General features: G+C 68.7%; 13 protein-coding genes. 9 read left to right on the top strand and 4 right to left on the bottom strand.

The features are described 5' to 3' along the window. Positions 1 to 7: 7 nt before the first annotated feature. The 4 genes from DKT77_RS17150 to DKT77_RS17165 all read left to right on the top strand — a co-directional run bounded on the left by DKT77_RS17150 (position 8) and on the right by DKT77_RS17165 (position 3,685). Entirely contained in the window at positions 8 to 856 is an 849-nt protein-coding gene (locus tag DKT77_RS17150; RefSeq protein ID WP_109812898.1) for a universal stress protein, read from the top strand. A 1-nt stretch (position 857) separates the two neighbouring features. Beyond that, on the top strand, positions 858 to 2,009 hold the full coding sequence (locus tag DKT77_RS17155; RefSeq protein ID WP_109812899.1) for a capsular polysaccharide export protein, LipB/KpsS family: 1,152 nt from the start codon (positions 858 to 860) through the stop codon (positions 2,007 to 2,009). 82 nt (positions 2,010 to 2,091) lie between these two features. Beyond that, positions 2,092 to 3,114 (top strand): aspartate-semialdehyde dehydrogenase, encoded by a 1,023-nt coding sequence (locus DKT77_RS17160; RefSeq protein ID WP_109812900.1) that lies wholly within the window; start codon positions 2,092 to 2,094, stop codon positions 3,112 to 3,114. After that, entirely contained in the window at positions 3,062 to 3,685 is a 624-nt protein-coding gene (locus DKT77_RS17165) for a hypothetical protein (protein WP_109812901.1), read from the top strand. The genes DKT77_RS17160 and DKT77_RS17165 overlap by 53 nt, the downstream gene beginning before the upstream one ends. A 6-nt stretch (positions 3,686 to 3,691) precedes the next feature. Here the strand turns inward: DKT77_RS17165 and DKT77_RS17170 are convergent, their stop codons facing one another. Then, positions 3,692 to 4,363: a carbonic anhydrase gene (locus DKT77_RS17170; protein WP_109812902.1), complete on the bottom strand. Its 672-nt coding sequence runs from the start codon at positions 4,361 to 4,363 to the stop codon at positions 3,692 to 3,694. A 128-nt stretch (positions 4,364 to 4,491) separates the two neighbouring features. On the opposite strand from DKT77_RS17170, the gene DKT77_RS17175 reads away from it, so the two are divergent. The 3 genes from DKT77_RS17175 (at position 4,492) to DKT77_RS17185 (ending at position 7,148) form a co-directional block, all read left to right on the top strand. Next, on the top strand, positions 4,492 to 4,866 hold the full coding sequence (locus DKT77_RS17175) for a hypothetical protein (protein WP_109812903.1): 375 nt from the start codon (positions 4,492 to 4,494) through the stop codon (positions 4,864 to 4,866). Between the two features lie 84 nt (positions 4,867 to 4,950). Further along, positions 4,951 to 6,345: a leucyl aminopeptidase family protein gene (locus DKT77_RS17180; RefSeq protein ID WP_109812904.1), complete on the top strand. Its 1,395-nt coding sequence runs from the start codon at positions 4,951 to 4,953 to the stop codon at positions 6,343 to 6,345. Between the two features lie 38 nt (positions 6,346 to 6,383). After that, positions 6,384 to 7,148: a C40 family peptidase gene (locus DKT77_RS17185; RefSeq protein ID WP_109812905.1), complete on the top strand. Its 765-nt coding sequence runs from the start codon at positions 6,384 to 6,386 to the stop codon at positions 7,146 to 7,148. Between the two features lie 30 nt (positions 7,149 to 7,178). On the opposite strand, the gene DKT77_RS17190 is transcribed toward DKT77_RS17185, so the two are convergent. Continuing rightward, a complete protein-coding gene (locus tag DKT77_RS17190) occupies positions 7,179 to 7,523 on the bottom strand; it encodes a DUF2794 domain-containing protein (protein WP_109812912.1) in 345 nt (114 codons plus the stop codon). A 534-nt stretch (positions 7,524 to 8,057) separates the two neighbouring features. Continuing rightward, positions 8,058 to 9,836: a Y-family DNA polymerase gene (locus tag DKT77_RS17195; protein WP_109812906.1), complete on the bottom strand. Its 1,779-nt coding sequence runs from the start codon at positions 9,834 to 9,836 to the stop codon at positions 8,058 to 8,060. 200 nt (positions 9,837 to 10,036) lie between these two features. Between DKT77_RS17195 and DKT77_RS17200 the strand changes: the two genes are divergently transcribed. Next, positions 10,037 to 10,600 carry a hypothetical protein gene (locus DKT77_RS17200; RefSeq protein ID WP_109812907.1) on the top strand — a complete coding sequence of 188 codons (564 nt, stop codon included), beginning with the start codon at positions 10,037 to 10,039 and terminating at the stop codon, positions 10,598 to 10,600. Positions 10,601 to 10,679: 79 nt separating this feature from the next. Here DKT77_RS17200 and DKT77_RS17205 read toward each other — a convergent pair whose 3' ends face one another. Then, complete coding sequence (locus DKT77_RS17205) at positions 10,680 to 10,973, bottom strand: I78 family peptidase inhibitor (RefSeq protein WP_109812908.1); 294 nt, start codon at positions 10,971 to 10,973, stop codon at positions 10,680 to 10,682. A 123-nt stretch (positions 10,974 to 11,096) separates the two neighbouring features. Here DKT77_RS17205 and DKT77_RS17210 point away from each other — a divergent pair, with 123 nt between their 5' ends. Then, complete coding sequence (locus tag DKT77_RS17210; protein WP_109810121.1) at positions 11,097 to 12,209, top strand: S-(hydroxymethyl)glutathione dehydrogenase/class III alcohol dehydrogenase; 1,113 nt, start codon at positions 11,097 to 11,099, stop codon at positions 12,207 to 12,209. Positions 12,210 to 12,216: the final 7 nt, after the last annotated feature.

The raw sequence follows: 12,216 nt of genomic DNA on the forward strand, positions 1-12,216 counted from the left end.
GGGCGCCATGACCGAACTGATCGCGCTGGTGGACGGGTCCACCTATTCGCAAAGCGTCTGCGACCATGCGGCCTGGGCCGCGGGGCGGCTGGGCGCCGGGGTGACGGTCGCGCATATCCTGGGCCATCGGCAGGGCGTGAAGACGGACCTGAGCGGGAACATAGGTTTGGGCGCGCGCACCGCGCTGCTGGAGGAACTGGCCGAGCTGGATAAGGCGCAGGCGCGCCTTGCGCAGAAACGCGGCCGTGCGATCCTGGAGGACGCGAAGGCGCGTATCGAGGCGCAAGGCGTGGATCACGTGGAAACCCGACTGCGCAACGGCGATCTGGTCGACACGCTTCAGGATCTTGAAACCGATGCGGAACTGGTGCTGATCGGCAAGCGCGGCGAGGCAGCGGATTTCGCCAAGCTGCATCTCGGGTCCAACCTTGAGCGGGTCGCGCGGTCCACCAAGCGCCCTGTGCTGGTCTGTGCACGCAGCTTCCGTCCGATCCGCCGGGTGACCATCGCCTTCGATGGCGGTGCAAGCGCGATGAAGGCGGTCGATCACATCGCCCGCAGCCCGCTTCTCGCCGGGCTGGCGCTGACCGTGCTGACGGTTGCCGCCGACACGCCCGAAACGCGGCGCAGGCTGGAAGGAGCGGCGGCGCAATTGCGTGGCGGCGGCTACGATGTGGAGATCGAGATCCAGCCGGGCCAGCCCGAGGACGTGCTGTCGCGGCGCGTGACGGCCGGGGACACCGATCTTGTCGTCATGGGCGCGTTCAACCACACCCGGTTCCGCAGTCTGATCATTGGATCCACCACGGCGGAGCTTGTCCGTTCTTGCCAGGTGCCGATCCTGTTGTTCCGCTGAGATGAGCGCGGGGCCGGGCCATTACATCGTGCTGCGCTACGGCCGCGCCGACCCCGATGCGCTGCTCGACGGCGTGGCATCGCTGGGCGGGCCGGTCAGTCACATGTCTGCCACGTCGCTGAGGCTGGCGGGCTACCCGGAAACCACTGACCGCGCGGCGGCCTGCCTTGCCACCGCACGCAGGCAGCCAAGGAGCGGGCTGCACCGAGCGCTGAAGCGACGGCTCTATGCGGTGCAGTACAACGCGTTCCGCCACAGGTTCGAGTCGGACGCGCGCAGCGTGGCGGTGGCCTGGAATGGTATCACCGGGACCCGCGCCGCGTTCATGGCGGCCGCCCGCGATGCCGGGCGCCCCTGCCTTTACCTTGAACGCGCACCGCTTCCGGGCCGGATCACCGTCGATTCCGTCGGCGTCAACCAGTCCGGCAGCCTTCCGCGCGAGGCCGATTTCTACCGTGACTGGGCAGCAGGTGCGCCGGATCGGGCCAGTTCGGGCTGGCGCGCAATGGCGCCGCAGCTTGTCGCCCGCGCACCCAAGCGGGGGGACGTCACGCAGGGCGCGGCGCAAGCGGACCTTGCGGGTCGGCCCTTCGTGTTCTGCCCGCTGCAAGTGCCTGACGACACGCAGATCACCCAGTTCGCCGGGTGGCCGGGCACACTGCAGGGGTTCCTTGATGCGCTGGACACTGCTGCCGCGTCCCTACCGGACGGCTGGCACCTGCGCCTGAAGGAACATCCGTCTTCGAAGATCCCGCTGACAGGCGCGCTGACGCGTATCGCCGCGCGCCACGGCGACCGGGTGGTGATCGACAACGCGACCGACACCTTCGCTCAGGTTGCCGCGGCACGGGCTGTCGTGACCTTGAATTCTTCGGTCGGGCTTCAGGCGTTCTTCTTCGACAAGCCGGTCATCGTGCTGGGGCTTGCCTTTTTCCGCATTGACGGGCTGGTCACGCCCGCCGACAGCACCGACCACCTTGCGACGATTTTCGCGCGGATCGGCGAGGAAGGGTTCGACCCGGCGCTGCGCGACGCGTTCATGACCTATCTCGACCGGGTCTATTATCCGCGCATCGAAACCGGGCCCGATGGGGCGGTCCGCGTGGTGCCGGACCTCGTGTTGCCGAAATTGCCCTATCCGCCGTCCACCTGACGGGCGCTGACGCCGCACCCCCTTTCGCGGTCCGGTCAGGTCGGGTATGGGGCGTGCGTCGCAGACAAAGGAGACCCGGCCAATGGGCTATAACGTCGTCGTCGTCGGTGCCACGGGCAATGTGGGCCGCGAAATGCTCAATATCCTCTCGGAACGCGGGTTCCCGGTGGACAAGATCGCGGCGCTTGCCTCGCGCAAGTCGCTGGGAACGGAAGTGAGCTTTGGCGACAAGACCCTGACTACCGGGGATCTGGAGCAGTTCGACTTCACCGGCTGGGACATCGCGCTGTTCGCCGTCGGGTCGGACGCGACGAAGATCTACGCGCCTCGGGCCGCGAAGGCGGGCTGCGTGGTCATCGACAACTCGTCGCTCTATCGCTACGACCCGCAGGTTCCGCTGATCGTGCCCGAGGTGAACGCCGATGCGATCATCGGCTATTCCGCGAAGAACATCATTGCCAACCCGAACTGTTCGACGGCACAGATGGTCGTCGCATTGAAGCCGCTTCATGACCGCGCACGGATCAAGCGGGTGGTGGTCTCGACCTACCAGTCCGTTTCCGGCGCCGGCAAGGACGGCATGGACGAGTTGTGGGACCAGACCAAGAGCATCTACAACCCGGTCGACGATGTGCCGCCGTCCAAGTTCCAGAAGCAGATCGCCTTCAACGTGATTCCGCAGATCGACGTGTTCCTTGAGGATGGATCGACCAAGGAAGAATGGAAGATGGTCGCCGAGACCAAGAAGATCATGGACCCGTCGATCAAGGTCACCGCGACCTGCGTGCGCGTGCCCGTGTTCGTCGGACATTCCGAGGCGATCAACATCGAGTTCGAGGATCATCTGGACGAAGAAGAGGCGCGCGATATCCTGCGCGAAGCACCGGGGATCATGGTCGTCGACAAGCGTGAACCGGGTGGTTACACGACGCCGATTGAATGCGTGGGCGATTACGCTACTTTCGTCAGCAGGATCCGGCAGGACAGCACGATCGACAACGGGATCAACCTGTGGTGCGTGAGTGACAACCTGCGCAAGGGGGCTGCGCTGAATGCGGTTCAGATCGCCGAAACGCTGGGCAACAGGGTGCTCAAGAAGGGCTGATGCCTTCGCGGCCGCGCTTGCGCTTTGCGCGGCCGTTCTTGCCCCTCCGGCCGATGCCGAGGCGCGAAACTACGCCAGCGCCTTCGCCGGGCAGATGACCGACAACGAGTGGGGCGAGCTGTTCGACAACTGGGGCGCGGTGCGCTGGCGCGATGCGACGCAGGTCGGCGTCGGTGCCTCCCGCGAATGGCGACTCGGCCGCTTCGGGTTCTTCGGGGCCGAGGCGCAGGTTCTAAAGCATTTCGGCGAGCAGACCCATGTGGAGCTTACCGCGCCGCTATTCCTTCGTACGCCGCGCCCGTCCAGCGTGTTTCTGCCGTCGTTCGCCTACGGACTGGGTCTGTCCTACGGCACCGAACCTTCAAAGACCGAAATCGCCCGCACCGGCGAAAGCACGGAGCTGTTGGCCCACTGGTTCTTCGAACTGGAATTCGGCAATGACGAGAGCCTTGTGAAACCCTACCTGCGCCTGCACCATCGCTCGCACGCGTGGGAAACGTTCGATGCGCGCACCGGGTCGAACGCGGTGTTGATCGGGATGCGTCTGCCGCTGGACCGACTGCTCCGTTGAGCTGGGTCAGACAGTGGTAAAACCCAGCGTGGCCCCGTCCAGCATTTGCAATTCCCCCGACGAGATGTCCACCCACATGCCGTGCAAGCCGAGCGATCCGTTCTCGACCGCGTCCCGGACGAACGGGAAGGTATAAAGGTTCTCCAGGGACACCAGCACAGACTGCTTTTCCAGCGCGGTCTGCTGGGCCTGCGGGTCTTCGATCCCCTTGATCCGGTCGAAGCCGGGCCGCAGGATATCGAGCCAGCGCCCGACGAAGCTTTCGGGGCGTTCGAGTTCCGGCGCGTGTCCGCTGCACATGGTCCGGCAGCCTTCGACGCCGCCGCACATGGAATGGCCCATAACGATAAGGTTCGTGACCTTCAGCATGTTCACCGCGTATTCCACCGCCGCCGACGTGCCGTGGTGGTCGGTGTCGGGCGCATAGGGCGGCACGAGATTGGCGATGTTCCGGTGCATGAAGAATTCGCCCGGTTCGGCCCCGAAAAGCTGGGTGACGTGCACCCGGCTGTCGCAGCAACTGATCACCATGCAGCGCGGGCGCTGCCCTTCCGTGGCAAGGCGTCGGTACCAGACCTGGTTTTCGGAGTAATCCACGGCTTTCCAGCCCCGGTAACGCTGGATCAAGTAATTTGGCAGCGGGCGGGTCACGAAGGAAGGGGGCGCAAGCGTCGTCATGGTCCTGATCGTTACGCGCAATCCGATTGAAATTCGAGATAGTAATCGCCGCAGGGGCAAGGAATTGTTCAACCTGCCGTTTCTATGGTCGGCCCCGTGGGTGGCCTCAGGTACGGTAAGGGGTGAAGATGGCGCGGATGCTGGAATTCGAAGAACAAGTCGGGGTGGATGCAGGGCGCCTGACCCGGCTCTACCGTGATGTGGGCGACCGGGAGGCGGACCGCCTGATCTGCGACGCGATGGAGGATCTTGCCTTGTCGCTTGCCCGAATCGGTCGCGCCTACGCCGCGCGCGACTCGGCACGAATCATTGATCTTGCGGTCGGCATGGAATCGCTCTGCGCCCGGATCGGCCTGCCCAAGCTGGAGCGCGTCGCGCGCAGCGTGGCGATCTGCGCGCGCCGGGGCGACGGCGCCGGGCTGGACGCCACGCTGGCGCGACTTTCGCGGGTCGGCGACCGGTCGCTCTCGGCGGTCTGGGATCCGCACTATCACAGCGTTTGACGGCGGGGCGCGCGGGCTCTTTCCGCCGCCGCGCCGGGGGCCTAGGGTTGGCGGGCACGGACCAGACCAGCCGAAAGGACCCCCATGCCCCCGAGCTTCGTTCCCGACGCGCCCGGCGCGCGCGTTCTGCACCTTGTCGCCGCCGAAGATCTTGACCGCTGGACCGGCACGCTGGCGCCCGAGGAACGGGCATGGGTCACGGGCGCGGGGTTCAAGGCGTCGGTCGGCGCGCTGTGCCTGCTGCCAGGGGCTGATGGCGGGGTTGGCGCCGCGGCGCTGGGTCTGGGCGATGCGCAGGCCCGGGCGCGCGGGCGGTTCGCCGCCGCGGCAGCCGTGCCGCACCTGCCCGAAGGCGCATGGCGGCTTGACGGGACCGACGGGCCGGAGGACGCCGCCGAACAGGCGCTTGGCTGGCTGCTGGCCGGGTATGCCTTCACCCGTTATGCCGGGACCGGTCGGCCGCTGCCGGGGCTCATCGCCCCCGACGGTGTCGATGCCCCCCGAATTGCCGCGATGGCGGCCGGTGAGGCGCTGACCCGCGACCTGATCAACACGCCTTCCAATGACATGGGGCCGGACGAGCTGGAACAGGCCGCCCGCGCGCTGGCAACCGAGCATGGCGCGCGCGTCGCGGTGACGACCGGCGATGCGCTCCTTGATGCCGGGTTCCCGATGATCCACGCCGTCGGGCGCGCCTCTCCGCGCGCGCCGCGCCTGATCGACATGGCTTGGGGCGATGCAGGGCCGACGCTGACCCTGGTCGGCAAGGGCGTCTGTTTCGACACGGGCGGGTTGAACCTGAAGCCCGGCAATTCCATGAGTTTGATGAAGAAGGACATGGGTGGCGCAGCGGCGGTGCTTGGCCTTGCGCACACGATCATGGCTCTGGCCCTGCCTTTGCGGCTGCGCGTGCTGGTCCCGGCGGTGGAGAACGCGGTGTCCGGCGCCGCCTTCCGGCCCGGCGATATCTTGCGCTCGCGCAAGGGGCAAAGCGTTGAGATCAACAACACCGATGCCGAGGGGCGGCTGGTTCTTGCCGATGCGCTGGCGCTGGCGGACGAAACGCCGCCGGACCTGCTGGTGTCGATGGCGACTCTGACCGGTGCGGCGCGGGTGGCGGTCGGTCCGGACATCGCGCCGTTCTTCACCCATGACGCGGCGCTGGCCCATGCGCTGGCGGCGGGAGGGCAAGCGATGCGTGACCCGGTTTGGCAACTGCCGCTGCACGCCCCCTATGAAGCGATGTTGGAGCCGGGGTTCGCGGATCTGGACAACGCGCCGTCGGGCGGGTTCGCCGGGGCGATCACCGCCGCGCTGTTTCTCAACCGCTTCGTGACCGAGACCCCGCGCTATGCGCATTTCGACATTTACGGCTGGCAGCCGGCCGCCGCCCCGGCGCGCCCCAAGGGTGGGGTCGGGCAGGGCGTGCGCGCGATCCTGCATGCGCTGCCGGGTCTGCTTGACGCCGGCGATGCATGAGATAGGCACAGCGCAACTTTCATGACAGGCGGATCGCGATGACCGGACAGTCCCAGCAGGAAACCGTGGCGCAGGTCGTCGTTCCGGTTGCAGACATTCTTGACCGCCCGGATGGCGCCCGCCAACGCCAGCTGCTCTATGGCGACGTGGTGGAGCTGACGGGGCAGGATGGCGACTGGCACGCGGTGCGCGCCCGGCGCGACGGCTATACCGGCGTTGTCCGGGCCGACGAGCTTGGGGCGGCGGTCGCGGCGACGCATCACATCACGTCGCTGGCGACGCATCTCTATTCGGCGCCGGACATCAAATCCGCGGACCTGGCCAGCCTGTCGCTAGGATCGCAGTTGACCCTTGTGGCAGAAGCGGGTGCCTTCGGGCGCACCCATGCGGGATTTTTCGTGCCGATGGCCCATGTCGCGCCGCTGCGGCGCCGGTTCGCGGACCCTGTGGCGGTCGCGGACCTGTTCCTTGGCACGCCCTACCTGTGGGGCGGCAACAGCAGGCTGGGGCTGGATTGTTCCGGCCTCGTGCAGGTGGCGTGCCTGGCCTGCGGCCTTCCGTGCCCTGGCGACAGCGCCGAACAGCAGTGCGAGGCTGGGCAGGCGGTGGCGGCCGATGCTCCGCTGGCGCGGGGCGATCTGGTGTTCTGGCGCGGTCACGTGGCGATGGCGGTCAATGACAGCACCCTGATCCATGCCAACGCACATCACATGGCAGTGGTCTATGAAGGGGCCGAGGACGCGATCCGGCGCATTGCCGGGCAGGGGGGCGGGCCTGTCACCGGGCGGCGGCGGCTGGGCTGAGACGGCGGGCCGACAGGGTCAGACCCGGGTTCAGACCGGGCGGATCAACTTGCGTTCCAGCACCCGCAACACAGTGCGCAGGTCGTGACCGCGGCGCAGGATCTGGCCGTCCATCCCGATCACCGAGTACATGCCCTGTCGGCCCCGCAGCTTCGGGTCCTTCTCGATTCGGTAGATCGGGTTCTCGGCGGTGCGGCGGAACACGGAGAACACGGCACGGTCCTTCAGGCAGGAAATGCCGTAGTCGCGCCATTCCCCGGCCGCCACCATCCGACCATAAAGTGTAAGGATCACAGAGAGTTCCGTCCGGTGGAAGGCGACCTGTTCGGGCATCGGACCCGCGGCGGGAACGGGGGAGGGCGGTTGCATCGTCATGACCCGAGTGTGCGGCCGGGCCGGGGTTAAATCAAGCGGTTCCAGAGACTTGCGCAGTCGCCGGATTTTGCCGAAAACCTGTGTCGAAAGCTGGGCAGTTATGCTTCTGAACCCACTGATCATGAAGGATATTTCTGCTATCTAAAGGGTGTGGCGCGGTGCGTCGCACCCCGGCGCCAGTTCAATTGCCCCCACATTTGCGGCGCCGGGGGTCGGGGGCAGACCGGCACCGCGGCGCGGTGTCCGGACAGGGATGGCAGCGGGCGGAAGAGGACTTCGCCCGCTGTGTCATCGTCCCGTCCTGTGGTCCTGTCATGTTGCGTTCCGCCGTTCGTGCCGTTGCGCGCCCCTCTGGACCGCGCATTGCCGCCCCGTGGTGGGGCCGGACGCGCCGGACGGGCGTAATTGCGTTGTATGAGTCCCGTATGAGTCCGCGCCGCTGTCGGCCATGCGCCGACCTTCGCGCCGCCGCGTCGCCGGCCCGGTCGTTCATGCCGTGCCATCCGCCGCCCGTGTCGTCGTCGGGTGGCCGGGTCAGGCGAAGGCTCCCTGGCAGAACCACCCGCCCGGAAGGGCCGCGCCGTGGGCGTAGTAAAGCCACAGCCGTGCGCCGCTGCCGGTGGTGACCTGCCAGTAGTCGCGCACCCCGTTGCGCCAGAGCGGATCGTCCAGCCACCATTCCGGCGCGATGCGTTCGGGGCCGATCGCTTCAAGGCAGGCATGGTCCTGCCGCCGCCAGCGGAACCAGGCGGGCGGCGGCAAACGGACATCCGGCGGCCGGTAGTCGGGATGCGGCGGGCGCTGACCCGCCGCCTCGCCGGTGCCGACGCGGGACGGATCCTCTGGCGTGACCGGGGTGACGGGTTCGGACCGCCAGACCAGCACCGGGCGCGGGGTCGGTGCGGGCGGCCATGCCGCCGCCGCCTGCGACCAGCCCGCGGTCAGCGTGGTCGCCGTCTTTTCCGGGATGTGGCTGTCGGCGGGGTGCAGCCGGGTCACCGCCGTGCTGCCCAGCCGCGCCCCCAGCCGCCCCACGAGGTCCTCCTGCGCGGCCAGCGGGCCGGTGCGCCGGGCCTGTTCGGCGGCGTCGAGATGCCCCCGATGCTGCCGTTGCTGCAGACGTTCCGTGCGCGGCGCGCCCAGCCGCAGCGCGTCGATCCCCGGTCCGGCGTCAATCCCGCCCAGCTTCAGCGCCAGCAGCGGGCGGATGCGCGCCACATCGGCGGTGGCGGCGGCCAGCCCGATCTCGATCTCCTCGGTGACGTGGTCGCAGCGCATCGCCTCCAGCCGTATGCTGCGCGCGCCCTGGCCCGCCCCGGCCAGCCGGGCGCACAGCGCGGGCAGCAGCCGGTCGATCCCGGCCAGCAGGTCCGCCTCCAGCCCGATCGGGTCGGGCAGCGCCATGCGCAGCACGAAACGCGGTCCGGGCCGGTGCGGCGACAGCGGTTCCGGTTCCAGCCCCAGCGCCTGGTCGAGCCGCCGCACCAGCCCCGCCCCGAAACGCCGGGACAGCGCCGCGCGCGGCTGCCCGGCCAGGTCCCCGATCAGCCGCAGCCCGAGCCGCCCCAGCGCGGCCACGTCACCGGGCGGAAGCCGTAGTCCGGCCACAGGCAGCGGCGCGAGCGTGGCGCGCACCTGCCCGGGCGGCGAGACGAGGCAAAGACTGCGCGGCGCGGCCGGGTCGGGTCCGGCGCCGGCCGGGCCGCCGACCCGCAGCGCGGTGGCGGCCGGTGCGGTGCGCGGTGCCAGCGGCCCGCGCCGCCGCGCCGCGCGGGACCGGGTCGCGCGGGCCTCCTGGTCGATCGCGTCGCCCTGCCCGCCGGGGTCCGCCGCCGCCGTGCCGCCGTGCCGCGCCAGTGCCCAGGCCGCGCCGGGCGTGTCGGCCAGCCCGATGCGGACGTTCAGCCCCAGGTCGGTGCAGCCTTCGGCCAGCCGCGCGGCCAGCTCCGCTTCGCCGCCAAACAGGTGACTGCACCCGGTGATGTCGAGCATCAGGGCATCCGGCGCCTCTTCGGCCACCCATGGGGTGAACTGCCCGGCCCAGCGGCGCAGCGCTGACAGCAGCGCCGACTCGGCGCGGGGGTCGGCGGGGTAGCTGGCTAGCCCGGGGCAGATCGCCATCGCGTCGCGCAGCCCCTGTCCCGGCCGCAGGCCCGCCGCCTCGGCCAGCGGGCACAGGCTGGTGACGACCTGCGCGCCGCGCTGGCCGCCGATCACCACGACGGGGGTGTCCGGCGGCACGCGTCCACGGCGCAGCAGGCGATCGGCCCCCAGTCGCGGGAACCACAGGGAAAGGATTCGTCGATTCGGCATTATTGTGGCAGCAATAATGTTCTACATTTGTTCTTTTACCCAGGGGCTGGGACGGGAGTCGAGTCCGAACCCGGGGGCGGAGCTGCGCGGCCGGGTCGGCGGGGGCCGCTGGAGGGGGGGCAGACTTTACAGCGCGCGCCCCCTGCGCCTATGTTTCTGACGTTGGGTCAGCGGCGCAAGCCGCCGCGGAGGAACCGGACATGCCCGTCCAGAAAATCTATACCAAGGCCGAGGTCGTCGCCGCGATCGAGACCGCCAACGGGCAGTATTTCGACCGCCTCGTGCGGCGGTTGCAGGAGGGCGGCGCGGCCTCGGCGGAGGTTGCGCTGAACGGCGCACCGGATGTCCCCGCCGATGCAGACCCGGAGGCGGACGCATCGGCAAGCCGCGCTGCGCAGGCCGCCCGGCGCGGCACCGGCATTGGACATGCCTATCGCCATGTGCACGGGCTTGCCCCGCCCGGCAAGTCCGCCTTCGACGACCGCGAGACGCTGTATCTTGCCGTGCGCCACCTGCTGAACGCCCCGCGCGGGCAGCGCCGCCTTGCCGCGCTGGACGCCGCTGTGCCCGAAGGCGGGCTTTCGGGTTTTCGCGGCGGGCAGGTCATAACCGCGACCCTGTCGGGCCCGGTCAGCGCGCTGGTGCTATATGGCCGCACGCAGGATGGCGCGCACCGGAAGATCAAGAAGGCGCTGTGCATCGTTCAGAAGCTGACCGACAGCCATTTGTGGGTGCACACAGCCTATCCTCTGTCGTTCCACTGACCGGCGGCGGATCGGCTGTCCCGGCCCCTGCCCGCGGCATGGCCTGGCGTGTGTGGGCGGGTTTGGGCGGCCCCCGGCCTTAGCCGCAGAAGATGCGGCTGACGGTGCCGTCGGGCGCTGTGGTGAAGGTCAGGCGGTTCGGGTCGAAGTCGCGGGGCACGAAGTCGTCGGCGCCCAGCACGCGCACGCGCAGGGGGGTGACGATGCTGTCCACCACCTCGATCGGTTCGCCTTTCAGATTTTCGAAAAAGCTCGCCTCGCAGGGGACCGCCGGGGCGGCCGCGGGTTCGGGCCCGGTCGGGGCGGACGGCGCGCAGGCCGAGATCAGGATCGGGCAGGCGGCCAGCAGCGGTAGTGCAAGGGTCACACGCATTTCAAACCTCTTTTCCGGCAACCTGCGTCAGCGTCGCGGACTGTTCAAGACCCGTCGCGGCGTCGTTGAATCCCTGTGGCTTTTGGAACATTGTCGGGGTCTGGGAAAAGAAGGGACGCAGACATGCGAACACGCGCCGCTGTTGCCGTTGAGGCAGGCAAGCCGCTTGAAATCATGGACGTGGAGCTTGACGGCCCGCGGGCCGGGGAGGTTCTTGTGGAGGTGAAGGCCACGGGTCTTTGCCACACGGACGAGTTCACGCGTTCGGGCGCGGACCCCGAGGGGATCTTTCCGGCGATCCTGGGTCACGAGGGCGCGGGCGTTGTCGTGGAGGTCGGCCCCGGCGTGACGAGCCTTGCGGTGGGGGACCACGTGATCCCGCTCTACACGCCGGAGTGCCGCGAATGCGAGTACTGCCTGAACCCGAAGACGAACCTGTGCCAGAAGGTGCGCGCGACGCAGGGCCAGGGTCTTCTGCCGGATGGCACGACGCGGTTCTCGATGCTCGACGGCACGCCGATCCACCACTACATGGGCTGCTCGACCTTCGCCAACCACACGGTCGTGCCTGAGATCGCGCTGGCGAAGATCCGCCCGGACGCGCCGTTCGACAAGGTGTGCTACATCGGCTGCGGCGTGACGACGGGGATCGGCGCGGTGATCAACACCGCCAAGGCCGAGATCGGCTGCCGGGGCGTGGTGTTCGGGCTTGGCGGGATCGGTCTGAACGTGATCCAGGGGCTGCGGCTTGCGGGCGCGGACCAGATCGTGGGCGTGGACCTGAACGACGACAAGGCCGAGATGGCGCGGCGCTTCGGGATGACCGATTTCGTGAACCCGTCGAAGGTCGACGGCGACCTGGTGGCGCATCTTGTGGCGCTGACCGGGGGCGGGGCGGACTACACGTTCGACGCGACGGGCAATGTGGGCGTGATGCGCACGGCGCTGGAATGCGCGCACAAGGGCTGGGGCGAGAGCATCATCATCGGGGTGGCGCCTGCGGGTGCCGAGATCGCGACGCGGCCGTTCCAGCTGGTGACGGGGCGTGTGTGGAAGGGCACGGCCTTCGGCGGGGCGCGCGGGCGCACCGACGTGCCGAGGATCGTGGACTGGTACATGGACGGCAAGATCGAGATCGACCCGATGATCACCCACAAGCTGACCCTCGACGAGATCAACCACGGGTTCGACCTGATGCACGAAGGCAAATCCATCCGCGCCGTCGTCGAATTCTGAGGACGCG

The organism is Meridianimarinicoccus roseus (assembly GCF_003172915.1).
Lineage (GTDB): Bacteria > Pseudomonadota > Alphaproteobacteria > Rhodobacterales > Rhodobacteraceae > Meridianimarinicoccus > Meridianimarinicoccus roseus.